The sequence below is a fragment of the Veillonella sp. AF13-2 genome (assembly GCF_003603295.1).
GTDB lineage: Bacteria > Bacillota > Negativicutes > Veillonellales > Veillonellaceae > Veillonella > Veillonella parvula_E.
Map to the genome: position 1 here is coordinate 342,520 of NZ_QTMT01000003.1, position 24,390 is coordinate 366,909.

The following is a 24,390-nucleotide window of genomic DNA, read 5'->3' on the forward strand; positions in this document are numbered from 1 at the left end:
AAAAAAATCAATATTGAAAAAGCCTACTTGAAGAAGTAGGCTTTCACATGAAAGTTCATAGTGACCAATTATTTGAAGTATTTTACACCAGATGTAAAGATTGGCATTTCTAATTGGCCAGGAATATTTTTGCTAATACCGGCGCCACAGCGTTCGGAGTGTGCCATTTTGCCGAATACGCGACCATCAGGGCTATAAATACCTTCGATAGCAGCTACAGATTGGTTAGGATTGAAGCGACTATCCATGGAGGCGATACCATCAAAGTCTACATATTGTGTAGCAATTTGGCCAGTTTTATTGAACTCCAACACTTGTTGAGGAGACGCTATAAAGCGACCTTCGCCGTGAGAAATTGGTACTGTGTAAATTTCTCCAGCTTTAGCATCACTCATCCAAGGGGATTTTGTGGAAATAACTTTCGTATTAACCATGCGAGATAAGTGACGACCAATGGTATTGTATGTCAATGTAGGATGATCTGCAGTTAACGTTTCAATATGTCCACCAGGTAATAAGCCTAACTTGATGAGTGCTTGGAAGCCGTTACAAATACCTAATACAAGGCCATCTTGTTTGTACAAGAGGTTTTCTAAACCTTCTGCAAGGTATGGGTTGCGGAAGAGGGTGGCTATGAATTTACCAGAACCATCTGGCTCATCACCGGCACTGAAACCTCCTGGAAACATAAGAATTTGAGACTCTGCTAATTTAGCTTTGATTACGTCGATAGATTCTTTTAATTGTTCTGGAGTTTGGTTGCGGATAAGCACGATATCTGTTTCTGCACCAGCCCGTTCAAAGGCGCGAGCAGAGTCAAATTCGCAGTTTGTACCAGGGAATACTGGAATAAGAACTTTTGGTTTGGCACCTAGGGAGGTGCTGCGAGGTTTAGCGTGTTGATCATGAATGTAAGCGACTGCTTCACCAAAGCCGTTTGGTGCATGCATTGGGAAAATATCGTTTAGAGGTGCTTCATAAGCAGCTTGTATTTCTTTGAGAGAAACAGATTGTCCTTCCCATTCGATAACAGGTGTGGCTTGGGTTACACCGATAACTTTCACATCAGGTAACTCTAAAAGATAATTAACAGCTGTAATATCTACTTCAACGATGAAGGAACCAAGGGCTGGTTGGAAGATACCACGTTCAGCGTATTTATCGAATTTAACACCAATATTATTGCCAAGGGCCATTTTAGTGACTGCTTCAGGAATGCCGCCTTGATCAACTACATAGGCAGAGTAAACGCGACCTTTTTCAATTTGTTCTTGTAGTGTATCGCAGTTTTCTTTGAATCGATCCCAATCAGGGGTGTCATCGTATGTACGAGGTACATCGAAGAATACGAGGCGGTGATCTACACCTTTAAGGTCTTGGCTCACAATATTATCTACATGAGCTGTACCAACCGCAAAGGATACGAGGGTAGGAGGAACTGTAAGGTCCATAAAAGTACCGCTCATAGAATCTTTACCACCAATAGCGCCGATTTCAAGTTCTTTTTGTGCTTTATAAGCACCAAGTAAAGCTGCTACTGGCTTACCCCAAGATTCTTTAGAATTGAGGCGTTCGAAATATTCTTGTAATGTTAAGTATGCATCTTCACGACGACCGCCAAGAGCTACTAATTTTGCTACAGATAAAAGCACTGCATATTGCGCACCATGATAAGGGCTCCATGCAGATAACTCAGGCACAAAAGCGTGAGTCATAATACTCGCCGTTGTAGTTTCACCGTTTAGAACCGGTAATTTAGCAACCATGCCTTGGGTAGGCGTTTTTTGGAATTTGCCACCGAATGGCATGAGGACTGTATTGGCACCCACAGTGCTGTCAAAGCGTTCTGCTAAGCCTTGTTGGGATGCTGCATTTAAATCGGATACGGCTGCGAGCCATTTTTCCTTGAAGTTATCTGCACTAGCAGAACCACGTAAGAAGTAGGATCGATCTACTGGAGCTTTTACGATAGCTTCTTGTTGTTGACTAGCACCATTTGTATTTAAAAAGTCGCGGCTAATATCTACAATTGTTTCGCCATTCCAGTTCATAACAAGGCGATTTGTATTAGTTACCTCTGCCACAACTGTGCACTCCAAGTTTTCTTCGTCGCAGTATGCTTTGAATGCCTCTACATCAGAAGCAGCGATAACACAGGCCATGCGCTCTTGGGATTCAGAGATGGCTAACTCTGTACCATCGAGGCCAGCATATTTTTTAGGGACTAAGTCGAGATTGATTGATACACCATCAGTTAGTTCACCGATAGCGACAGATACACCGCCTGCACCAAAGTCATTACAACGTTTGATAAGTGTCGTTACTTCGCCACGACGGAATAAACGTTGGATTTTACGCTCTGTAAGAGCATTGCCTTTTTGTACTTCTGCACCGCATGTAGATAGAGAGTCAACGGTATGTTCTTTAGAGGAACCTGTAGCGCCACCACAGCCATCACGACCAGTTTTACCACCTAGCAATACTACAACATCACCGGCAGTTGGAGCTTCGCGGCGAACTTGGTTGCGAGGTGCGGCACCGATAACAGCACCAATTTCCATGCGTTTTGCTACGTAGCCAGGATGGTAATATTCTTTTACTTCACCTGTAGCAAGGCCAATTTGGTTGCCGTAAGAGGAATAGCCGCGAGCCGCTTCTTGGGTGATTTTCTTTTGTGGTAGTTTTCCTTCTAACGTATCTTCAAGGCTTGTATGTGGATCGCCAGAGCCTGTGATGCGCATAGCTTGGTATACATAAGCGCGGCCACTCAATGGGTCGCGAATACAGCCACCTAAACAAGTAGCTGCGCCACCAAATGGTTCGATTTCAGTAGGGTGGTTATGGGTTTCGTTTTTGAATAGTAACAACCATTCTTCAGTCTTGCCATTTACATCGACAGGGATGATGATTGTACATGCATTGATTTCATCAGATTCATCGAGATTTGTAAGTCCTCCAGCGTGGCGCAATTCTTTTACAGCCAATGTAGCCATGTCCATGAGGGAGCGAGCTTTTTTCTTAGTCGTGTAGAGCTCAGCACGGCCTTCCATATATTCTTCGAAGGCTTCCTTTATAGAACCGGTGAAGCGGCTGTCTTCAATGGTAATATCTGTTAACTCGGTCATAAAGGTAGTGTGACGGCAATGGTCAGACCAATATGTATCGAAGAGGCGAATTTCTGTAATCGTAGGATCGCGGTGTTCCACCTCTGCGTATTGTTGTCTAATCATTTGAAGGTCTGCTAATGTCATAGCAAGACCGTAGTTCTTGATGAGAGCTTCTAAATCAGCATCGCTCATCGTAGTAAAGCCATCGATTGTTGCCACCAGTTTTGGATCTTCTAAATCGAGAGCTAAGGTATTTGGTACGTCAAGGCTCGCTTCGCGGGAATCAACAGGGTTAATGTAGTAGGCCTTAATGACATTTTCTTGTTCTTTTGTAAAGGTGCCCTCGATAGCATATACGCGAGCACAACGCACGATGTGGCCGGATGTAAGTGTGAGCATAGAAATACATTGCTCTGCGCTATCAGCACGTTGATCGTATTGACCTGGCACATATTCAACAGCAAATACAAAGCCTTGTACACTTGGAATTTCTTCTAATACAGTATCTACAGGAGGTTCAGAAAAAATTAAATTTTTAGCAGACTCTAGATCTTTTGCATCTAAATTTTCGATGTCGTATCGCTCATAGATAGTCACATCTGTAGCAGGCATAGATAATTCCTGTTGTAAGGTTTGTAACATGCGTTGCGCTTCTAGGTTGAAAGATTCTCGTTTTGTTACGAATAATCGTTGTATAGCCATTGTAGCCTCCTGTAATGTATATAATTCCCTATGGGATATTGACAAATTAAGTATAGTCGGTCTAGACTTATAAGTAAAGATAATCTTACTAATGAAAAGATTAGAAATACTAATAAATATGAAAAGTTCATGAAGGTCATAAGACCTAACTTTCATGAAGATTTCTACATATTCATTATATATTGAGAGTCTATAGTTATAATAAGGTAATGATATGTGTATTTAAAAGTAAGACGTTACTATTAGTATATAACAGAGGTGAATAAAATGGCAGTATCTGCAGATTTATATAGAACCTTTCTAGGGGTAGGCTTATATTTATCTTTTTCCCGTGCCGCAAAAGAATTAGGGGTGTCCCAATCCGCCATCAGTCAAAGTATCAAACAATTAGAAGGAGAACTTAATATGCCTCTCTTCGTGCGTACTACAAAATCTGTAGGGTTCACGCCAGAAGGTAAAGAATTGTTTGATACGGTAGCTAAAGCTTTCTCTATTCTTGATAATGGTGTTACCCAATTACAAGAACGGGTTAGCCAAGCTTATGAAAGTTTAAATTTGGCTGCCACAGATACTTTGTGTCGCCATTTCTTATTGCCTTATTTCCACAAATGGCAATTACAAGAAAGTGAAATTGGCTTACATATCATTAATCGTCCGTCTCCTGATTGTGTAGAATTAGTACTCAATAAAGAGGCGCAATTAGCTGTGGTTAATGATTATGAGGGCTTGAGAGATAATCCTCAGCTAGAGGTAACTACGCTAGCTACCATTCAAGATGTCTTTGTTGGCGGTCCTGACTATAAAGGGGCAGGATTCTTTGATCAAGGGCGCCTTCTTAACGAGCCTATTTTACTCTTGCATAAAGGCTCTGCTAGTCGTACATTCTTTGACGATGTAACACATGGTGCTTGTCGTAAGCCTCGCTTTGAATTGGGTAGCGTCGATGTATTACTAGATCTTGTAGAAATCAACATGGGTATTTCCATGTTACCTAATCATGTGGTACAACAAAAAATGCAAGAAGGGACTATTGTGCGCATCGATACAGATATTCCGGTACCAACACGGGACATTGTGCTTGTGCGTTCTCGCTTGGTTCCTCAATCTGAAGGGGCTGCAAGATTTACGTCCTTGCTAGTTAATCGTGAAAGTACTCGAGATAAAGTTTTATAAGAAAAAGACATGTTTAAAGACATACTTTAGGAAAATTTCTTAAAGTGTGTCTTTTTATATATTAGTGTGAGTTTTACCGTGCTATATTATATTCCTATAAAGCAGTTGAGTTATATAATTCATATATGAAATATTTAAGTCTTATTTGCAATGATATTTATGGGGTATATTATAAGACTTTTACTAGATATAGGTTGACCCTAAGGGGTTGTTTACGTTAAAATTTAAAGATAGTTATGCGGAGGTATGAGCACATGGAATTATTAAAAGAACGCATTCGTGAAGAGGGGATTGTCCTCAATAATCGAGTGCTGAAAGTAGATGGGTTCTTAAACCATCAAATCGATCCACAATTGTTTAAGGCGATTGGTAAAGAAATCGCGGATCGTTACCGTGATGCAGGTGTACAACGTATTGTTACCATCGAAGCATCTGGTATTGCGTTGGCGTTGATGGCCGCGCTTGAACTAGACGTACCATTGGTATTTGCGCGTAAGAAAAAATCCATCCTTATGGTAGATGATGTATATCATAGTGTTGTGTACTCTTATACAAAAGAAGAGAATTATGATATCACTATTTCTAAAAAATTTTTACCAGCTGGCGAAAAAGTGTTGATTATCGACGATTTCTTGGCGTCTGGTGAGGCGGCTATGGGCCTTGCTAAGTTGGTTCAAGACGCAGGTGATGAAGTAGTAGGCATGGCGATTGCTATTGAAAAGTCCTTCCAACCTGGTCGTGAACGCTTGGAAAATGCGGGCTACCGTGTAGAGTCTTTAGTTCGCATTAAAGAATTCAAAGATAATGGTTGTGTGTTTATCGAAGACTAATTTGTCTGATTATTGTTAGAGGGAATTATGAATAAAAAAGCAGAAAAATTCGACTTACTTGTTGCTGACCTTAACAAAGGCGGTAACACTTGGTTTACAAAGGAAGAAATGACAGACGATCTTAATACAGTTGTATATCATGGTCTTTTGGATGTTCATGAGCATAGCTTGCCTGTGTTCATCGTTGTAGACGATTCTGCGTTCACCTATGTACGCATCGCTATCACAACAACATCTATTGATAAAAAAGTGATTCCTGCGGTATTGAAAGAACTTAACACGTTAAATCAAGATTACAAGATATCTAAATATTACGTGAGCAATGAAGATAATAACATTTATATGGATGTGTCTATACCATGTTTGAATGAACAATTTGATCCTACTGTAGTAGTGAATCTTATGCTTGAAGTTATTCAACCGCATTTAGATACTGTACATAAAGATATTCTTAAAGTAGCTGGCTTAGCTTAATAGAGGTTGTTATGAATCCTAAATCCTTATTATTTGATAAGTTTTTGAAAGAAGAAGAAATCATATCTTTTGAACGGAAGGATTTTGATGATGAAGACGGTACAGTAGTATATCGTTCTTATATCAAGTCTCCTTTATGGGATATGCCTTTATTCGTCATTCTCGATAACAGTATTTATAGTGTAGTTCGTTTAGTGTTAGGTCCTGAAAAGGTAACGGCACAAAATATGAATGCCTTGAATGCATTAATTAATCGAGACAATGCGACATATAAAAATTACAAACTATATATTGATGAACAAGATTCTAGCCTATACTTGGATTGCGTATATATGTGTGGTGATGATGCGTTCGAGCCTGCATTGATGTATGCGTTGATGTCTTCTATCGTAGATTATATTCCTGAATCTGTAGGTGAATTGAAAGCTGCCTTTGAAAGTGGTACTCACTAATCAATAATAGATACAAGTTAAGTGATCTAATGTTCGGAATTATGAAAAGAGGATAACCTGTTTATAAATGGGTTATCCTCTTTTTGTATGGATAAGAAAAAACATATAAATATTTTAATCGATAGAGTAAGTTTGTGTTATTATAAGATTGAAAAGGCAGTATTTTATTTTATAGATTTATTTAAAATTATTTTATATGATGCAATCTATATTTTTTTCAATAGTTCGGAATATAACGAATGATAAAAATATTTAATAAAAAAATATTCGAAAATAGTATTGATTTTGTAAATGTTAGGTGTTACAATTTGAGTACAAGAAGGAGGTAGCACCGTGAACTATGCAAATCAACAAACTCAAAGCAAGTCTACGGAGGCTATTTGCGCGTATTTGTCCCAGTCTGTTTTGGCTGGGCTTTTTTATTAGGAGGATCTATGAAGGTCGGTATTATCATGGGCAGCAAGTCTGACCTAGACACAATGAAAAAGGCATCTGCCGTACTTGATGAATTCAAAATCCCTTATGAAATGGTTATTGCCTCAGCTCATCGTACCCCAGAGGCTGTGAAGAACTTTATCACACGACTTGAAGATGAAGGGGCTATCGCTTTTATTGCTGGTGCAGGCGCAGCGGCTCACCTACCTGGTGTGGTGGCGAGCTTCACTACACTACCAGTTATCGGCATCCCACTTAATGCAACCGCATTAAAAGGTATTGATTCTCTACTTGCTATTGTACAAATGCCATCTGGCATGCCTGTAGCAACTATGGCTGTAGATGGTGCTAAAAATGCAGCGCTCTTTGCAGTACAAATTGGAGCAGCTTTCAATAAAGATCTGAAAGAACAATATAAACAATATCGTAAAGATATGGCTGAAAAAGTCTTAGCAGACAATGCAGAATTACAAGGTGCTATTCATATTTAATCATGTAAATCATCGGCGATTAAATATTGGTTAATAAAAACAGTTTATTGGATACCTATCATATAGTTTGTATCATTAATTTATGATAAAGGAGAAAGATCATGGCTAACATCGATTTGGAAAAATTAACATTATTGTACGAAGGCAAAGCAAAACAAGTATATGCAACAGATAACAAAGATGAGTACATCGTTCATTACAAAGATGATGCCACTGCATTTAATGGCGAGAAACATGATACCATTCTTGGAAAAGGTGTTTTGAACAATAAAATTTCCTCTTTCTTCTTTGAATTGTTGAAAAAAGAAGGCGTACCAACTCATTTCGTTCGTCGTGAAGATGATCGCAACCAAACAGTACTTGCATTGAAAATAGTTCCTCTTGAAGTTATTGTTCGTAATATTGCGGCTGGCTCTATGGCTAAACGCTTTGGCATTGAAGAAGGAACTCCACTTAAACATCCAATCCTTGAATTCTGCTACAAAAATGATGAACTAGGCGATCCATTTGCCAATGAATCCCAAATCACAGCACTTGGTTGGGCTACTCAAGAACAACTTGATGTAATTTCTACAATTACTTTAAAGGTAAATGATATATTGAAGAAATTTTTGGCTACTAAAAATGTGACACTTGTAGATTTCAAGGTAGAATTTGGTACCCATAATGGTGAAGTTTTATTGGGTGATGAAATTTCTCCTGATACATGCCGTTTCTGGGATGCTACAACTGGTGAAAAACTTGACAAAGACCGTTTCCGTCGAGATCTTGGTAATATTGAAGAAGCATATAAGGAAATGTTATTCCGTCTTACAGGTGAGCGTGCCTAATAGGGGGGAAGATGAATTACGATTCTGTTTTTGATAAATGGCACGAAGAGTGTGGTGTGTTCGGCATCTATGATAGGACCGTTGATGTAGCACGCTATGTATATTGGGGGCTATTTGCTCTCCAACATCGTGGTCAAGAAAGTGCGGGCATTGCTGTTACCGATGGTCATGATGTTGAACTGAAAAAAGGCATGGGCTTGTTGACCGAGGCTATCAAAGAATTACCATCTTTGCCAAGCTATATGGGGACTGGTCATGTGCGGTACTCTACGACTGGGTCCAATAATCCGCGTAATATCCAGCCTTTGGTTATTCACTACCAAGGCGGTCAAATTGCGGTGGCTCACAATGGAAACTTAACGAATGCCTTATCTATTCGAAAACGTCTCGAAGCCGATGGTTCCATCTTTCAAACGACGATGGATTCTGAGGTTATCGTGAACTTGATAGCCCGTTCTAAAGCAGAAACACAAGCGGAACGGATTGCCGATGCGGCGCGTCAAATTGAAGGGGCGTTCTCTTTAGTCATTACTACGAACGACTCTTTGGTAGGTGTACGAGACCCTCAAGGATTTAGACCACTTTGTTTAGGTAAAACTGAAAATGGTTATGTGCTCTCTAGTGAAAGCTGTGCTTTTGATGCGATTAAGGCAGAGTTTATTCGTCATATAGATCCTGGTGAAATGGTTATCATCGATGACTCTGGTGTGCGTAGTACTATCTATGCGGAACCAGAAAAAATCGATAAAAAACTTTGCGTCTTTGAATACATCTATTTTGCACGTGGCGATAGTCATATCGATGGTCAATCCGTATATCAATCTCGGCTAAATATGGGCCGCGAACTATATAACGAAACTAAGTATGATGCGGACATCGTAATGTCCATTCCGGATTCCGGTACAACGGCTGCATTAGGTTATGCTCGTGCATCGGGTATCCCTTTTGCAGAAGGTTTAGTTAAGAACCGTTATAGCGGTCGTACCTTTATTAAACCAAATCAAGAGGAACGAGAATTAGCTGTTCGTATGAAGCTAAATGCATTGCCACATATTGTTGGAGGTAAGCGTATCGTCCTTATTGATGATTCTATTGTGCGCGGTACTACGAGTGGTATTATTGTAAAAATGCTAAAAGAGGCTGGTGCTAAAGAGATTTATATGTGTATTAGTTCTCCAACTATTGAGTATTCCTGTCACTATGGCATTGATACATCGGTGCGTAAAGAACTTATAGCAGCTACTCATACAGTGGATGAAATTAGAGATTTTATCAAGGCTGATAAATTACATTACTTGTCTCGTGAAGGCCTATGTCGTGCTGTATCTGATGTAAAGCCAGATGATTTATGTTTTGCATGTTTCAATGGTGATTATAGTGTAGCGGTTCCTGCGGACCAAGAGGAAGGGGTCAAATATGTGCTCGAATAAAAATAGTTTAACCTATCGTGATGCAGGTGTTGATATCGATGCAGGTAATCGCGCCGTAGAACTGATGAAAGAATCTGTTAAACGGACGTATACACCGGGTGTTGTTGGTGATTTAGGTGGTTTTGGGGGACTCTATTCCTTAGCTGGTCATGCTATGTCTGATCCTATGCTCGTATCTGGTACAGATGGGGTGGGTACCAAATTACGTCTCGCTATTATGATGGATAAACATGATACTATCGGTCAAGACTGCGTAGCTATGAGTGTTAATGATATCCTCGTACAAGGTGCTACACCTTTATTCTTCCTTGATTATATTGCGGTTGGCAAACTAGAGCCTGTAAAAGTGGCGGATATCGTACGTGGTGTAGCTGAGGCGTGCGAAGAATCAGGCTGCGCTTTACTAGGCGGTGAAACTGCTGAGATGGCAGGTTTCTACGATGATGAGGATTATGATGTAGCTGGTTTTGCCGTTGGTATCGTAGATCGTCCTAAATTGATTACTGGTGAAAGTATCAAGGCAGGAGACGTTATTCTTGGGTTACCATCTTCTGGGGTTCATTCTAATGGTTTCTCGTTAGTTCGTAAAATTGTATTTGATCACAAGGGTTTCTCCATTGGTCAAGATATTCCTGAATTTGGCAAAACACTGGGAGAAGAATTATTAACGCCAACGCGCTTATACCCTAAAGCTGTATTACCGTTGATTAAAGAAGATTTAATTAAAGGTATGGTTCATATTACGGGCGGCGGTTTCTATGAAAATATTCCTCGCGTCTTACCTACGGGAGTAACGGCAGAGATCGATTGTGATACATGGCCTCGCCTTCCAGTTTTTGAAAAGCTACAAGAATGGGGCAATGTAGATTGGCATGAAATGTACCGCACTTTTAATATGGGCATTGGCATGATCCTCATAGTGGACGCTGCGGATGTGGATCGAGTAAAGGCAAATCTTGAAAGTCGTAATGAAGCGGTATATGAAATTGGTCATATCGTTAAAGTCGAAGGTCCAGTTGTTGTAAAAGGGGCGGTATTTAATGACTAGTTCCGTAGCTAAAAAGCGTCTAGCTCTATTCGCAAGCGGTAGAGGATCCAATGGGGAAGCCCTTTATAAAGCCATGCAAGAAGGATATATTAATGGTGAGTTTGTAGTTATCATTACAGATCACGGTGATGCAGGGATTGTTGAACGTTCTAAACCTTGGAATATTCCACTCATTGTCATCGAGCGTAGTGACTATGATTCTAAAGCTAGCTTTGAACAAGCCCAGTTAGATGCGTTAGAGCTCTATAAGGTAGATGGTATCGTTTTGGCTGGATATATGCGCATTGTAGGGACTCCATTGATTGAGCACTATGAGCATAGAATTTTAAATATCCATCCTGCCTTGTTGCCATCCTTTCCGGGACTACATGGACATCAACAAGCTATTGATGCGGGAGTAAAGGTAACCGGTTGTACGGTACACTTTGTTGATGCCGGAATGGATACGGGGCCTATCATTATGCAGAATACGGTTCCTTTATTATCGGAGGATACAGAGGATATCCTGAGTGATAGATTATTGCCTATTGAACATAAAACATATAAAGAGGCATTACGACTATTTTGTGAGGATAAGCTCACTATAAAAGGTCGTGTTGTATATATTGAAGATTGATGTGTAAGCAAAGGAAGACGTTAGATGATTAAAAATGCATTACTTAGTGTTTCTGATAAAACAGGTATTGTAGACTTTGCGAAAGGTTTAGTTGATTTAGGGGTAACCATTTATTCCACAGGTGGGACCCTTAAAGCCATAACCGAAGCAGGTATTCCGGCAAAATCGGTAGAGTCTTTGACTGATTTTCCTGAAATGATGGATGGCCGCGTAAAGACATTACATCCTAAGGTGCATGGTGGTATTTTGGCGATCCGTGATAATGCGGAGCATCAACAAGCTATGGCAGAACATGGTATTGAACCAATCGACCTTGTTGTAGTCAATCTTTACCCGTTTCGCGAAACCATTGCAAAACCTAATGTATCCTTAGAAGAGGCCATCGAAAATATCGATATTGGTGGTCCTACGATGGTTCGTTCTGCAGCAAAGAATCATGCCTTTGTGGGTATCGTAGTAAATCCAAATCATTACGATGAAATCTTAGAGATGCTCAAGGATCAAGGTGAATTGACTAAGGAATATCGCTTTGGACTTGCCAAAGAAGCCTTTGCTCATACGGCGGCTTACGATGTGGCCATCGCTAATTATATGAGTGGAATCTTGAATGAAGGCCCTACACCTCCAGAATATTTGAGTGCTTATGAGAAGGTAACAGATCTTAGATATGGGGAAAATCCGCATCAACAAGCCGCATTCTATAAAGAAATTGGTACAGCTCATGGCATGGGGGCCTTGAAACAATTACATGGCAAAGAGCTTTCCTATAATAATATTGTAGACATGGAAGCGGCATGGAATATGGTATGGGAGTTTACTGAGCCAGCTGCATGCATCATTAAGCATACGAACCCATGTGGTGCCGCTACTGCAGCTACATTACATGATGCCTATGTAAATGCTTACGAAGCTGATTCCGTATCCGCCTTTGGTGGTATCGTAGCCTTAAACCGTGAAGTAGATGCAAGTACAGCGGAGGAAATGAGCAAAATTTTCTTAGAAGTTATTATGGCACCTGCTTTCACAAAAGAAGCATTAGAAATCCTTGAAGCTAAGAAGAATATTCGCCTCATTGAACTATCTAAGCCGGAATCTGGCCAAGTGACAGTGAAAAAGGTGTCTGGTGGTTTATTAGTGCAAACAGAAGACGATATCCTAGAAGACCGCGCCAATTATAAAGTTGTTACGAAGGTACAACCAACAGAGGAACAATGGAAAGCTCTTGAATTTGCATGGAAACTCGTAAAACATGTAAAATCCAATGCGATTTTGATTTCTAATGAAAAGCGTACTCTTGGAGTTGGGGCCGGTCAAATGAATCGCGTAGGTTCTGCAAAAATTGCTCTTGAACAAGCCGGGGAAGCCGCTAAAGGCGCTGTATTAGCATCCGATGCATTCTTCCCATTTGGCGATACCGTAGAAACAGCGGCAAAGCATGGCATTGCAGCTATTATTCAACCAGGTGGCTCTATTCGCGACGAAGAGTCCATCAAAGCGGCTGATGAAGCGGGCATCGCTATGATATTTACAAATATTCGTCACTTTAAACATTAACTAGTTAAGAATTTTTAGCGGATTGTTAAACACGATTAGGGCAAAATATCTATTGAACGGTCAACAATTATTGATGTTTGGAGTGGCTCCGTTATGTGTTTATACTATTATGAATTTGATGGCGTTTAGGCGCCGATGGAGGACTTATGAAAGTATGTGTAATCGGTAGCGGCGGCCGTGAACATGCATTGGCGTGGCGATTGTCCATCAGCCCTAGCGTAACAAAGGTATATGCTATTCCTGGTAGCGCGGCTATGTCAGATTGTGCAGAGCTAGTTGGCATCGATTGGCAACAAAGCAATCATTTAATTAGCTTTTTGAAAGATAATCAAGTTGATTTAGTTGTTGTTGGGCCTGAGGCTCCTTTAGTAGCGGGCTTAGCAGATGTACTTAATAAGGCGGGGATTCCAGTTTTTGGTCCATCCAAAGCAGCAGCTCAACTAGAGGGATCAAAGGTGTTTGCTAAAGACCTCATGAAAAAATACAATATTCCCACTGCTGCGTATGGTGTATTCCATAAGGTAGATGAAGCGAAAGCTTTTATTGCTCAAACAGGAGCTCCTATCGTTGTTAAAGCTGACGGCTTGGCAGCAGGGAAGGGTGTTGTAGTAGCCATGACCATCGATGAAGCGAATGTAGCCGTAGAAGATATGCTCAGTGGTAATCGATTCGGTGATGCAGGCAGCACCGTTGTTATCGAAGAGTTTATGGAAGGCGAAGAGGCTAGTTTATTAGCCTTTGTAGATGGCAAGACCGTAGTTCCTATGATTGCCTCTCAAGATCATAAACGCATCTTTGATGGTGATAAAGGGCCTAATACAGGTGGCATGGGGACCTATGCACCGGCCCCCGTTCTTACAGATGCATTGCGGGACGCAGCGATGAAAACCATCTTAGAACCTATGGTAGCGGCTGTGGAAAAAGAAGGCATGCCGTATGTAGGCTGCCTTTACGCGGGGCTTATGATTACTGACGAAGGTCCTAAGGTGGTAGAATTCAATGCGCGCTTTGGTGATCCTGAAACACAAGTTGTATTGCCGCTACTGGATAGTGATTTAGGTGAGATTATGATGGCCTGTGCTAAGGGCACATTAACCTCTAATATGGTGAAATGGAAAGATTCCTCAGCGGCTTGCGTTATCCTTGCTTCTAAGGGCTATCCTGAAACTTCATCTAAGGGCGATGTCATCAGTGGGGATATTAAACAATATGACACAACCATTGTATTCCACTCTGGTACAAAGCTTGTTGGTGAAAATTATGTCACTAATGGCGGTCGTGTGCTTGGTGTTGTCGGACTTGGCAAAGACCTTAGAACGGCACTTGATAGAGCCTATGAACGTATAGAGCATATCGACTTTGAAGGCATGCAATATCGTACAGATATTGGGGCTAAGGCTTTTAAATAAAGTAACAACATTTTGAATATAATGAAAACCTCTACATTCATGTACGACGCATGCGGTGTAGAGGTTTTATTTTCTACCTTTTAACTGTTACCTATGATATAATAAATTAGATATAAAGAGGGCCCATCGACGTGTGATGGCGTTAGGCTCATCTCAAAAATTTGGAAACTTATTGATGACGCCTGACGTGTAGAAGTAAATCTTCTACACGTTAGGTGTTTTTACTATAGTCTATTTTATTTCTTAATAGTGATATACAACTATGATATATAATAAAGAACCGTTAGAACTGAATAGTCCGGTAGCCTTTTGGCTGAATTTTCCCAACGAAGAACGCGTATTCTGGGTGGATCGTCAAAGTGACCGCATCGTTGTAGGCGCTAAACGTTTGGCGACGGTCAAAGATGATGAAGATCGCCATAATTACGCTTACGTGTTTTATGGAGATACTTTTTTTGAGAACTCTAAGGACCCTAAATGGGCTGGCATGGGTCATGAAATGATTGCTTTCACCCATTACTACATCGTAGAAAATGGGGAGTCTTTCTACTTGCACGCTGGTGAAAGCGTCCCTATTACGGATTTCGAGGTGCCTCGAGTTCGCCATAACTACAAGGAAACCAGTGATGATAAGGCGGCTTGGGATAGTTTGATGAACGCTATCGCTGATGGTATTAGTAGTGGTGAAATGACGAAGGTCGTTTCTTCTCGAGAGGTACAGTTTACTAGTGAAACACCATACAATGTGGCAAGTATTTTGGCAAATTTAGTAGATAATAATCCAAATTGCTTTATCTTTGGTTACGAAAAGGATGGACGCACCTTTGTGGGTGCATCGCCAGAGATTCTAGTTCGCCATCGAGGTAGTGAAATTCTCAGCTATGCCTTGGCGGGGACAGCGCCTAAACATGGACCAAATGCGTGGACTAAGGAACAACTGTTAACAGATAAGAAAAATCTCTTTGAACATAATATCGTCCGTGACCGTATTGTGGATATCATGAAATCTATTACTCCGGAGGTTATAATAGGTGAAACGGGTATCATGGAGCTGGCGCATCTATATCATTTGCGCACCATTATTACTGCTAAGGATAGCACAAAATCCCTCGTAGAATGGGCAAAGTTGCTCCATCCTACACCGGCTCTCGGTGGTGAACCGCGAGAAAAGGCGTTGGCATTGCTACAAAAGTACGAAGCTCATGAACGCGGCATGTATGCAGCACCTTTTGGCTTTATGAAAGATATGGGGGACGGCATTGTCATCGTTGCTATTCGATCTGCCCTCATTATGGATAATGTTCTTTATGCCTATGCAGGATGTGGCGTCGTAGCCGATTCTGATGCGGATGAAGAATATGCAGAAACTAATAATAAAATGCGCACCATTTTGGATGCGTTATGATAAATTTCCAAACCCTTAGAAGTTGTTGAAAGGGAATATAATGAACGAATATATTGCTGCCTTGGTAGATGAGTTTTACCAACTCGGCGTCCGGCATGCTGTGTTTAGCCCTGGTTCTCGTTCCACGACGATGGCTATGCTTTTCACGGAGTATGAAGGCTTTGAAACATATATGAATATAGATGAGCGCTCTGCTAGCTTTATGGCACTTGGCATTGCAAAGGCTCATAAAGAACCAACTGTGTTAGTTTGTACATCCGGTTCCGCAGTGGCTCATTATTTGCCCGCTATTTTAGAGGCTCAATATAGTGGGGTACCTCTTATCGTATTGTCTGCCGATAGACCTTATACCTTGCTACATACAGGGGCTCCACAAACAGTAGATCAACAAAAAATCTTTGGTACAGCTGTAAACTATTATGAAGAATTATCGGTGCCCCAAGATGAGCATTACTACACATATCCACGACAAGTAGCACGCAAGGCGTATATGAAAGCTATAGATACTAAAAAAGGACCCGTGCATATCAATATACCTCTCTTTGAGCCATTAGTGCCTGAACTGGACCGTAAGCACTTTGAAGCGGGACGTAGCCCTTACAAAGTATTTAAACCTAATTACGGTGATGTGTTTAGCTATCAGAATAGAAGTCTATTGCTTGCACAGTATAAGAGAGTTCTTATTTTAGCTGGTCCACAAATTGATGTAGATGAAGTTGAGTCTATTCATTCCTTTGCGGAGAATTTACAAGCTCCTATCTTGGCGGATCCATTGTCCAATGTAAGACGCTGGCATAAGACTGATGCTATTGATGATAATCATGAATTTAATATCAATCGTAGCAACGATACAGATATGACTCAGAAAAAACAATTCTCTGATGTTGTGATTTCAACGTATGATGCATTTTTAGCGGATAAAGAGTTATGGCCTGTACTAAAGCCGGATTGCGTGATTCAGTTTGGCCAAATGGTTGTGTCTAAACGCGTGCAACAGATGGTGGCAAGTTGGGATAATGTGGAGTATATAGAGATAAATCCTACAATGGACTCCATGAATCCAACGGGGAAAACCACCATACACATGCAAGCAAGCATCGACATGTTTACGCATTTGTACGCTGTAAAGAACGAATCTAATGCATATCTTAATAGTTGGCAAAGTTTAGAAGTAGCTGGCAAAGCTCAACTAAGTACAGCCATAGAAGAACCAAGTTGTTTTGAAGGTCGCACGATACGCGAGTTGCAACAGCATATTCCTGACAATAGCCAATTGCTTGTGGCGAATAGTATGACCATTCGCGACTTTGATTACTTCTGGTTCTCTGGTGAATCCGATGCCGTTCTTTACGGTAATCGTGGTGTTAATGGTATCGATGGTATCGTTTCAACTGCACTAGGTCTTGCCACAAATGGTCAGCCTACATATCTCGTAACGGGAGATTTGTCTTTATTCCATGATCTAAACGGCTTAGCGGTCGCTAAAACGCACAATCTAAATTTGACGATTATTTTGCATAATAACGATGGAGGCGGTATTTTTGAATATTTACCGCAAAAGGGAACAAAGCATTTTGATTATTTGTTCTCTACGTCACAAGGCTTAGATTATAGTGGGGCCGCTAAACTCTATGGCTGTGGGCACACTAAAATCTCTAGTCCTGATGAATTGAGTCATGTATTAGCTAAAGTTAGCACGGAATCTGGTGTTCATATCATTGAAATACCTACAGACCGGGAATATAGTCGTCAGTTACATAGGAAATATACAAACGTTTCAGTTGATATGGAGGCATTACTATGAGTCAGTATTTTTGCAGTATTGTAGATAATGCTTTGTGTAATCCAGCTCAGCGGATGTATTTTGACTTGGGAGAGTATCGCTACGGTTTGACTGTGGTAGGTGAAGGGGAACCTATTGTATGTTTCCACGGCTTCTCTGAATCAAGCTATACTTGGGATGCTATTAATCTGCCGGGGTATCGCGTGGTTCGTATTGATTTAATCGGACATGGCGATTCAGATATTCCTGATGAGAATCAGGCTTACACCATTCCTCAAATGATAAAGGACTTACACACAGTTATCTATTACATGGTTGGTGAAAGCTATTACCTCATGGGCTATTCTATGGGGGCTCGTATTGCACTTTCCTATGCTTTACAATATGAACGTGAAATCAAAGGTCTTATTCTTGAAAGTGGCTCGGTAGGCATCGCTTCTGACGCTGAGCGAGCAGCACGCCGCAAGGCGGATGAAGACTTAGCAGTTCATATCGAAGAGCATGATGGTGCTTGGTTTGCTGCACGATGGGCGGAAGCACCTATTTTTGAGAGTCAAAAACAGCTTTCAGAGGGGGTAGAAGAATTAATATACTTACGCCGTTCCAATAATAGCCCATATGCCTTAGCTTGTACGTTGCGTAGCTCAGGGCAAGGCGTAATGCCTTATGTAGGGGATAAATTAAAAAATTTCTCTGTTAAAGGTTTATATGTGAGTGGCGCATTAGATACAAAATATACTACAATAGGAAGAGACGTATTTGGCAAGTTGCCAAGTTTTAATCATGTCATCGTCGACGGGGCGGGGCATAATGTACATATAGAGAAACCGCAGATTTTTGAACGAGCGGTATTGGATTTTTTACAGAAGAAAGGTTAAGTCCATGAGCAAATTTGATTGGAAAGTATTGGATCGTAATTATGAAGATGTAATTTACGAAACATATAATGGCATTGCAAAGATTACTATTAACCGTCCAGAAGTGCGTAACGCATTTCGTCCTAAAACAGTAATGGAGTTAATTGATGCTTTCACAGTAGCTCGTGAAGATAACGAAGTAGGCGTAATCGTATTGACTGGTGCTAACCACGGTAAGGGCGAAGATAAAGAGGCATTCTGCTCCGGCGGTGACCAAAGCGTACGTGGTCACGGTGGTTATGTAGGTGAAGACAATGTGCCTCGCTTGAACGTTCTCGATTTACAACGCTTAATTCGCGTCATCCCTAAACCTGTTATTGCAATGGTTAATGGTTATGCTATCGGTGGCGGTCATGTATTGCACATCGTATGTGACCTTACAATCGCTTCTGAAAATGCTAAGTTCGGTCAAACTGGTCCTCGTGTAGGCTCCTTCGACGCTGGTTATGGCGCAGGTTACTTGGCTCGTATGATCGGTCACAAACGCGCTCGCGAAGTATGGTTCTTGTGCCGTCAATACACAGCAGCTCAAGCATATGAAATGGGCATGGTTAATACTGTGGTACCATTTGACAAATTGGAAGAAGAAACAGTTCAATGGTGTAGCGAAATACTTGAATTATCTCCAATGGCATTGCGCATGTTGAAAGGCGCTTTCAATGCCGACACAGATGGCCTTGCAGGTTTACAACAATTCGCAGGGGACGCTACATTGATGTACTATACAATTGATGAAGCGAAAGAAGGTCGTGACGCGTTCAAAGAAAAACGGAAACCTAACTTCAAACAATTCCCTAAATTCCCTTAATCGGGAGTCGATACAGTCCTATATGACGGACTATATTAACGGTTAAAACGACAAGTGCGCCTCTATAGGAGGCGCCTTTCTTGTAATATCTCTTTATTTATCATATTTCAATTATTATTTTTTTAGTTATTACTTATTATTTACTATTTATTGGTAATTGGTAATTAATGATTACGTATTAGTGATTAGGTTTAGATACGAGGTGAGATGATGGAGTGGTTACGTTATGGTGCACAGCACTATCCTAATCGTAAATGTATAAATGAATATACCTATAACGATATATACCGTGGTGTACTCCATGTGGCTCGTAATTTACTGCCTTTAGACGCATCTCGAGTGGCTATCTTATCCGATAACTCTGTGACCATGGCAATGTATGTGTTGGCTGCTATGCTAGTTCATAAAGAGGTACTTTTACTTAATGTACATCTTAAGCCAAAGGAAATAAAAAACCAATTGGATCAATTAGGTGTTACCACCGTATTACATAGTAAAGAACGACGTAATCAATTATCTCATTTTGTTGATTCGAAGGCCTCTAATTCAATTGTTACAATTGAGTTTGAAACTCTAGAAAGAATTCTATCGGATTTAGTGGTCGAGGATTCCTTTGATTGGGTCTTTGTGGACACAGATATAGCTGCTATCATGAATACGAGCGCTACTACGGGGCAATTTAAGTCTGTACCGCTTCGATGGGGGCAGATTAAAGCTCATGTACAAGCATCCCAAGAGGTACTAGGGAAAACGGAGCAGGATAATTGGTTAATGGTACTGCCTCTGTTTCATGTGAGTGGTTTATCTATTTTGATGAGGTCTCTTTATAACGGGACGGCTGTCACTATTTTGCCTAAATATGATGAAACTCAAGTTCTCAAACTTATAGAATCTGAGCAAATCAATATGATGTCCTTAGTGCCTACCATTTTGACTCAATTAGAGCCACATATTACGCACCATGCATTACGTGTTATATTGCTCGGTGGAGAATTCATTCCCATGGCTCTCATCGAAGCTTGTGAAAAGAAATCTTTGCCTATCTATAAGACCTACGGCATGACGGAAACCTTTAGTCAAAGTGTGACCTTCTCTGTATTGGAGTATCCTCATAAACGAGAATCTGTAGGTAAGCCATTGCCTGGCATGCAGGTTCGTATCGATAATCCTGATACAGATGGGGTAGGCGAAATTCATTTGACGGGCCCGATGGTTATGACTGGTTACATCAACAAGGAACCTATCGATGGAGACTTTAATACAGATGATATTGGTTACATCGATGAAGACGGTTTCGTTTATATTTTGAATCGCCGTAAAGACCTCATCATTTCTGGGGGTGAAAATATTTACCCTAAAGAACTAGAGGATTTGGTCTATACGTTGCCATCGGTAAAGGAATGTGTCGTTGTGCCTGTACCTGATGCTAAATGGGGACAAGTGCCAGCACTCTTTGTGGCCTTTCATGATGGTAAAAGTCTGCCACCAGAGGATATTCTAGCCTTTATGACAGACTTTTTAGCAAAATATAAGATTCCGAAATATGTAAAAGCATTAACCGCATTGCCTCGAAATGGAACTGGCAAAATATTGCGTAATGAACTGAAATTATAAAATTGAGGCGCCTATGAATAATATTTTAAACTTTAAAAGTATAACTACATATCGCCTTAAATTGCCACTGAAGTTCAATTTTAAGACTGCCAAGGGCGAGGTGAAAGAAAGAGAGACTATCGTTGTTCGTATTGAAGACCAACAAGGGTATGTAGGATATGGGGAATGCGTAGCTTTCACAGAGCCATTCTATACATTTGAGACCGTAGAAACCTGTTGGAAAGCTATGGTAGACGATTATATCTTTAATTTGCGCTTGATGCGGCCTAAACCACTGATGACCTATGTACGACAATTACAGTTTTGGCTCAATCGAGATAATATGCCTATGGCTATTGCGGCTCTAGAAAATGCGCTTATTCATCTTCATTGTGAACGGATAGGTGTAAATTCTGTTTCCTACATTATGGATCAACCTTTACAAGAGACAATTGAAAGTGGTATCGTCGTCGGTGATGTGCCAATAGACCAATTACTTGATGTTGTAGCGCATCATGTAGTAAATGGTTGTAAGCGGATTAAATTAAAGGTAAATCCTATAGATGGTTATGAACGCGTAGCTTTAGTTCGCAAACATTATCCGGATTTGGTCTTAGCGGCTGATGCAAATCGAAGCTATTCATATCAAGAAATAGATAAGGTCCGTCAGTATGATGATTTAGGTCTAGCTTGTATTGAAGAGCCCTTTGCGATGGCAAACCTTCAATCTTATAAAGATTGGAAGTGGGAGCGTCTTAATCATGGTGATTGGAAAATCTATACGCCAATTTGTTTAGATGAGTCCATTTTAGGATATGATGATTTGTCCTATGCTATCGAATATGGTTTGATTGATGTGCTTAATATAAAAGTAGGGCGCATGGGGGGGCTTATTCCAACAAAAGCGGCTATTAATCTATGTAGAGAACGTCATATTCCCTATTGGATTGGTAGCATGGTAGAGTCAGGGGTTTCTAAAATGCTTCATGTCCAGCTATCCGCATTAGGAGATTCCTATATGGCAGGGGATTTATCTGACTCAAATAGATATTTTGGACAAGATCTTATTTTCCCAGATTTAACATTTAAAGATGGTGTTATGCATGTTCCCGATGGAGATGGACTAGGTGTAACAGTCTTTGATGATAGACTAGAGGCGTATTGTGTGGAGAAACGAACACTATGAATTTAATTGAATCCTTACAAATTGATGCTCCTCGTATGACGAGTGATAACACATGTATTGCAAAAATGAATTTAACTGAGTTTCACAAACAACCACAAGGCTATTTAAACGGTGGTGCTACATTAGCTTTTGCAGAAATTATTGCAGGTATGATGAGTAATGAACTGGTAGGTTCTCATAAATTTGGTGTAGGACAATCTGTAACTGCTAACCATCTACGCCCTGTAAAGTGTGAAGGATCCTTAACAGCGTTAGGAACTTTACTAGTAAAAGGTAAGACATCCCATGTGTGGCGCTTTGATATGATAGATGATGCACAACGCCTTATTTCACAAGTGACTGTAACCTTGGCTATTGTAGATTTTGATAGATAAAATCTCATTTTTAATGGATTTAGTTATATTTGCTAATTAAGTTATGTATAATTTCGTCCTACATGAGAACTTACGATTGTTAAGATTATAGGATAATAAAAGGACAGTATATACTTTTCAGTAGATACTGTCCTTTGTTGGTTTTACAATGTAAATGGCTCGTCTAGAAAAACGACATAGATTTTTTTTACATTTTCTAAGATCTGCAATTTAAAATGTTAGAAAATACAAAGATATTTATTTTCTAGTGATAGTATATAGGTCCTCGATATCAGGAATATCGTAAATTACCCATGTTCCATCTCCTAAATGACGCATCAAAACTCTTATATCTTTTGTCATATTCTTTTTATTATTTTGTATCGTTACAGTCACAGTAGCCGTATCACCATTATCTTCTGACTTCAGGTTTTTAACCTCTACATCATGTTCCTTAAATAGGCGACCTTCTACAAGACGATCTACCATAGACTTATTATCATCATTTGCTGTAGTAGTATTATTGGTAGGTGATTCAGATTTAAAACTGTCAGGATCTTCGATATATGTCCGTATTACGTCTTCGATAAGAGCTGGTCCAAATGTTTTGGTAGCTGCTATTGTAGCTTTACCAAGTGGGGTAGATGTATCGACATATTTATTGCCTTCTCGTTCTACAATGTTTTTTACAATGGATTTTATATCTACGTGGCGTAATGCTTCGTCTGCATCTTTATCTTGTACTGCTTGGTGAATGATTTTTAATGTGTAGGCTGGTGTATGTGGTACATACCATAAGAAGTACCATGCTGCGGCCATCGCTCCTACAATAGCTATGATAAGAGCGATAATAATACCTTTTGAATTGAACTTATTCATAGCGAATCCTTTCATGTTTCTATAGCGGCATTTTCATATTGAATATATACATATTGTAGCATATTGAGTAAAGAATAGGATGATTTCTAGTAAAGGGTATACCTATTATAGCTTATAGAGAAAATTGTACTATTGCGAAAACTGACGAATTATGACGATAAAGGGTGGATTCCTGTAATATAATATAGATATACTTTTATAAAAGCTATAAAATAACGATTATCAAATATAATCAATTATTTTCATAGATTTGTAATAATATTTTTTAAAAAAATAGTTGCATTGCTCTAAAATCCATGATATTATGTACAAGTAGTCAACGCGAGTTGATACGCGGCCCCGTGGTGTAGCGGTTAACATGTCGCCCTGTCACGGCGAAGATCGTCAGTTCAAATCTGATCGGGGTCGCCATTTTTTTTTACAAAAAATCATGCCTCGGTAGCTCAGTTGGTAGAGCAACGGACTGAAAATCCGTGTGTCGACAGTTCGATTCTGTCCTGAGGCACCATTTGTATTCCATGCGGTTGTGGTGGAATGGCAGACACGCCATCTTGAGGGGGTGGTGAGCTAACGCTCGTGCGGGTTCAAGTCCCGCCAACCGCACCAAAAATATAAGGACCTACAGTTTACTGTAGGTCTTTTTTTCGTTATTTTGATATTAAAATATATTTAATGAGTTTATCTTCTCCTTTTAAATCTGAGAAGTGTTGGCAGGTTTTCACAATCCGTGTACAATCATAGTAATTAGTAATATACATTTATATATAGTTTTCAATATGAGAGAAGATTATGGTTTTTAATTATGGCGAGACATTACGTATCCGAAGGGATTTATATACGATTTTAGGCAAAATACGCTATATTGATACTCATGGAAAAATTGGGTATGAGTATAAGTTAGTTAGACATAAGAAT

At 40.1% G+C, this 24,390-nt stretch carries 20 protein-coding genes and 3 tRNA genes; 21 read left to right on the forward strand and 2 right to left on the reverse strand.

What is annotated here, in order from left to right; all coding sequences use genetic code 11:
- Positions 1-68: 68 nt before the first annotated feature.
- Complete coding sequence (locus tag DWV85_RS07435) at positions 69-3,809, reverse strand: phosphoribosylformylglycinamidine synthase (RefSeq protein WP_123138444.1); 3,741 nt, start codon at positions 3,807-3,809, stop codon at positions 69-71.
- Positions 3,810-4,076: 267 nt separating this feature from the next.
- On the opposite strand from DWV85_RS07435, the gene DWV85_RS07440 reads away from it, so the two are divergent.
- The 18 genes from DWV85_RS07440 (at position 4,077) to DWV85_RS07525 (ending at position 22,617) form a co-directional block, all read left to right on the forward strand.
- Positions 4,077-4,982 carry a LysR family transcriptional regulator gene (locus DWV85_RS07440; RefSeq protein ID WP_004693739.1) on the forward strand — a complete coding sequence of 302 codons (906 nt, stop codon included), beginning with the start codon at positions 4,077-4,079 and terminating at the stop codon, positions 4,980-4,982.
- Between the two features lie 254 nt (positions 4,983-5,236).
- A complete protein-coding gene (locus tag DWV85_RS07445) occupies positions 5,237-5,812 on the forward strand; it encodes a xanthine phosphoribosyltransferase (protein ID WP_004693737.1) in 576 nt (191 codons plus the stop codon).
- A 27-nt stretch (positions 5,813-5,839) separates the two neighbouring features.
- A complete protein-coding gene (locus DWV85_RS07450; RefSeq protein WP_123138445.1) occupies positions 5,840-6,286 on the forward strand; it encodes a hypothetical protein in 447 nt (148 codons plus the stop codon).
- Between the two features lie 11 nt (positions 6,287-6,297).
- On the forward strand, positions 6,298-6,738 hold the full coding sequence (locus DWV85_RS07455) for a hypothetical protein (protein WP_004693734.1): 441 nt from the start codon (positions 6,298-6,300) through the stop codon (positions 6,736-6,738).
- Between the two features lie 434 nt (positions 6,739-7,172).
- The gene (purE, locus tag DWV85_RS07460) at positions 7,173-7,664 is read left to right on the forward strand and encodes a 5-(carboxyamino)imidazole ribonucleotide mutase (protein ID WP_123138446.1); all 492 of its coding nucleotides are present in this window, start codon (positions 7,173-7,175) and stop codon (positions 7,662-7,664) included.
- 101 nt (positions 7,665-7,765) lie between these two features.
- Positions 7,766-8,494, forward strand: a complete 729-nt coding sequence (gene purC / locus DWV85_RS07465; RefSeq protein WP_004693728.1) for a phosphoribosylaminoimidazolesuccinocarboxamide synthase — start codon at positions 7,766-7,768, stop codon at positions 8,492-8,494.
- Between the two features lie 11 nt (positions 8,495-8,505).
- The gene (purF, locus tag DWV85_RS07470; RefSeq protein WP_004693726.1) at positions 8,506-9,924 is read left to right on the forward strand and encodes an amidophosphoribosyltransferase; all 1,419 of its coding nucleotides are present in this window, start codon (positions 8,506-8,508) and stop codon (positions 9,922-9,924) included.
- Positions 9,911-10,972: a phosphoribosylformylglycinamidine cyclo-ligase gene (gene purM, locus DWV85_RS07475; protein WP_123138447.1), complete on the forward strand. Its 1,062-nt coding sequence runs from the start codon at positions 9,911-9,913 to the stop codon at positions 10,970-10,972. The genes purF and purM overlap by 14 nt, the downstream gene beginning before the upstream one ends.
- Positions 10,965-11,588 (forward strand): phosphoribosylglycinamide formyltransferase, encoded by a 624-nt coding sequence (gene purN, locus DWV85_RS07480; RefSeq protein ID WP_123138448.1) that lies wholly within the window; start codon positions 10,965-10,967, stop codon positions 11,586-11,588. Before purM ends, purN begins: the two co-directional genes overlap by 8 nt.
- Positions 11,589-11,612: 24 nt before the next feature.
- Positions 11,613-13,142, forward strand: a complete 1,530-nt coding sequence (gene purH / locus DWV85_RS07485) for a bifunctional phosphoribosylaminoimidazolecarboxamide formyltransferase/IMP cyclohydrolase (RefSeq protein WP_123138449.1) — start codon at positions 11,613-11,615, stop codon at positions 13,140-13,142.
- 146 nt (positions 13,143-13,288) lie between these two features.
- On the forward strand, positions 13,289-14,551 hold the full coding sequence (gene purD, locus DWV85_RS07490; protein WP_123138450.1) for a phosphoribosylamine--glycine ligase: 1,263 nt from the start codon (positions 13,289-13,291) through the stop codon (positions 14,549-14,551).
- Between the two features lie 262 nt (positions 14,552-14,813).
- Positions 14,814-15,956: an isochorismate synthase gene (locus DWV85_RS07495; RefSeq protein WP_060919448.1), complete on the forward strand. Its 1,143-nt coding sequence runs from the start codon at positions 14,814-14,816 to the stop codon at positions 15,954-15,956.
- A gap of 40 nt (positions 15,957-15,996) precedes the next feature.
- On the forward strand, positions 15,997-17,760 hold the full coding sequence (gene menD / locus DWV85_RS07500) for a 2-succinyl-5-enolpyruvyl-6-hydroxy-3-cyclohexene-1-carboxylic-acid synthase (protein ID WP_123138451.1): 1,764 nt from the start codon (positions 15,997-15,999) through the stop codon (positions 17,758-17,760).
- Entirely contained in the window at positions 17,757-18,617 is an 861-nt protein-coding gene (gene menH / locus DWV85_RS07505) for a 2-succinyl-6-hydroxy-2,4-cyclohexadiene-1-carboxylate synthase (RefSeq protein WP_004697990.1), read from the forward strand. The genes menD and menH overlap by 4 nt, the downstream gene beginning before the upstream one ends.
- A 4-nt stretch (positions 18,618-18,621) precedes the next feature.
- Entirely contained in the window at positions 18,622-19,464 is an 843-nt protein-coding gene (gene menB, locus DWV85_RS07510) for a 1,4-dihydroxy-2-naphthoyl-CoA synthase (RefSeq protein ID WP_004693709.1), read from the forward strand.
- A gap of 207 nt (positions 19,465-19,671) precedes the next feature.
- Positions 19,672-21,078 (forward strand): o-succinylbenzoate--CoA ligase, encoded by a 1,407-nt coding sequence (gene menE, locus DWV85_RS07515; RefSeq protein WP_123138452.1) that lies wholly within the window; start codon positions 19,672-19,674, stop codon positions 21,076-21,078.
- Positions 21,079-21,091: 13 nt separating this feature from the next.
- Positions 21,092-22,243 carry an o-succinylbenzoate synthase gene (menC, locus tag DWV85_RS07520; RefSeq protein WP_123138453.1) on the forward strand — a complete coding sequence of 384 codons (1,152 nt, stop codon included), beginning with the start codon at positions 21,092-21,094 and terminating at the stop codon, positions 22,241-22,243.
- Positions 22,240-22,617, forward strand: a complete 378-nt coding sequence (locus DWV85_RS07525) for a PaaI family thioesterase (protein ID WP_004697993.1) — start codon at positions 22,240-22,242, stop codon at positions 22,615-22,617. The genes menC and DWV85_RS07525 overlap by 4 nt, the downstream gene beginning before the upstream one ends.
- Before the next feature lie 237 nt (positions 22,618-22,854).
- Here the strand turns inward: DWV85_RS07525 and DWV85_RS07530 are convergent, their stop codons facing one another.
- Positions 22,855-23,475: a DUF2939 domain-containing protein gene (locus tag DWV85_RS07530; protein WP_004697968.1), complete on the reverse strand. Its 621-nt coding sequence runs from the start codon at positions 23,473-23,475 to the stop codon at positions 22,855-22,857.
- Between the two features lie 335 nt (positions 23,476-23,810).
- Between DWV85_RS07530 and DWV85_RS07535 the strand changes: the two genes are divergently transcribed.
- The 3 genes from DWV85_RS07535 to DWV85_RS07545 all read left to right on the forward strand — a co-directional run bounded on the left by DWV85_RS07535 (position 23,811) and on the right by DWV85_RS07545 (position 24,081).
- Positions 23,811-23,886 (forward strand) — tRNA-Asp (locus tag DWV85_RS07535).
- Between the two features lie 21 nt (positions 23,887-23,907).
- Positions 23,908-23,983: transfer RNA gene (locus tag DWV85_RS07540), tRNA-Phe, on the forward strand.
- Positions 23,984-23,995: 12 nt separating this feature from the next.
- Positions 23,996-24,081: transfer RNA gene (locus tag DWV85_RS07545), tRNA-Leu, on the forward strand.
- Positions 24,082-24,390 lie beyond the last annotated feature (309 nt).

Coding starts and splice junctions, on each gene's coding strand:
- DWV85_RS07495 (WP_060919448.1), top strand. CDS start 14,814: ATGATATATAATAAAGAACCGTTAGAACTGAATAGTCCGGTAGCCTTT.
- purN (WP_123138448.1), top strand. CDS start 10,965: ATGACTAGTTCCGTAGCTAAAAAGCGTCTAGCTCTATTCGCAAGCGGT.
- DWV85_RS07530 (WP_004697968.1), bottom strand. CDS start 23,475: ATGAATAAGTTCAATTCAAAAGGTATTATTATCGCTCTTATCATAGCT.
- DWV85_RS07450 (WP_123138445.1), top strand. CDS start 5,840: ATGAATAAAAAAGCAGAAAAATTCGACTTACTTGTTGCTGACCTTAAC.
- menB (WP_004693709.1), top strand. CDS start 18,622: ATGAGCAAATTTGATTGGAAAGTATTGGATCGTAATTATGAAGATGTA.
- purH (WP_123138449.1), top strand. CDS start 11,613: ATGATTAAAAATGCATTACTTAGTGTTTCTGATAAAACAGGTATTGTA.
- DWV85_RS07435 (WP_123138444.1), bottom strand. CDS start 3,809: ATGGCTATACAACGATTATTCGTAACAAAACGAGAATCTTTCAACCTA.
- menD (WP_123138451.1), top strand. CDS start 15,997: ATGAACGAATATATTGCTGCCTTGGTAGATGAGTTTTACCAACTCGGC.
- DWV85_RS07445 (WP_004693737.1), top strand. CDS start 5,237: ATGGAATTATTAAAAGAACGCATTCGTGAAGAGGGGATTGTCCTCAAT.
- purM (WP_123138447.1), top strand. CDS start 9,911: ATGTGCTCGAATAAAAATAGTTTAACCTATCGTGATGCAGGTGTTGAT.
- DWV85_RS07440 (WP_004693739.1), top strand. CDS start 4,077: ATGGCAGTATCTGCAGATTTATATAGAACCTTTCTAGGGGTAGGCTTA.
- purD (WP_123138450.1), top strand. CDS start 13,289: ATGAAAGTATGTGTAATCGGTAGCGGCGGCCGTGAACATGCATTGGCG.
- menH (WP_004697990.1), top strand. CDS start 17,757: ATGAGTCAGTATTTTTGCAGTATTGTAGATAATGCTTTGTGTAATCCA.
- purE (WP_123138446.1), top strand. CDS start 7,173: ATGAAGGTCGGTATTATCATGGGCAGCAAGTCTGACCTAGACACAATG.
- purF (WP_004693726.1), top strand. CDS start 8,506: ATGAATTACGATTCTGTTTTTGATAAATGGCACGAAGAGTGTGGTGTG.
- purC (WP_004693728.1), top strand. CDS start 7,766: ATGGCTAACATCGATTTGGAAAAATTAACATTATTGTACGAAGGCAAA.
- menC (WP_123138453.1), top strand. CDS start 21,092: ATGAATAATATTTTAAACTTTAAAAGTATAACTACATATCGCCTTAAA.
- DWV85_RS07455 (WP_004693734.1), top strand. CDS start 6,298: ATGAATCCTAAATCCTTATTATTTGATAAGTTTTTGAAAGAAGAAGAA.
- DWV85_RS07525 (WP_004697993.1), top strand. CDS start 22,240: ATGAATTTAATTGAATCCTTACAAATTGATGCTCCTCGTATGACGAGT.
- menE (WP_123138452.1), top strand. CDS start 19,672: ATGATGGAGTGGTTACGTTATGGTGCACAGCACTATCCTAATCGTAAA.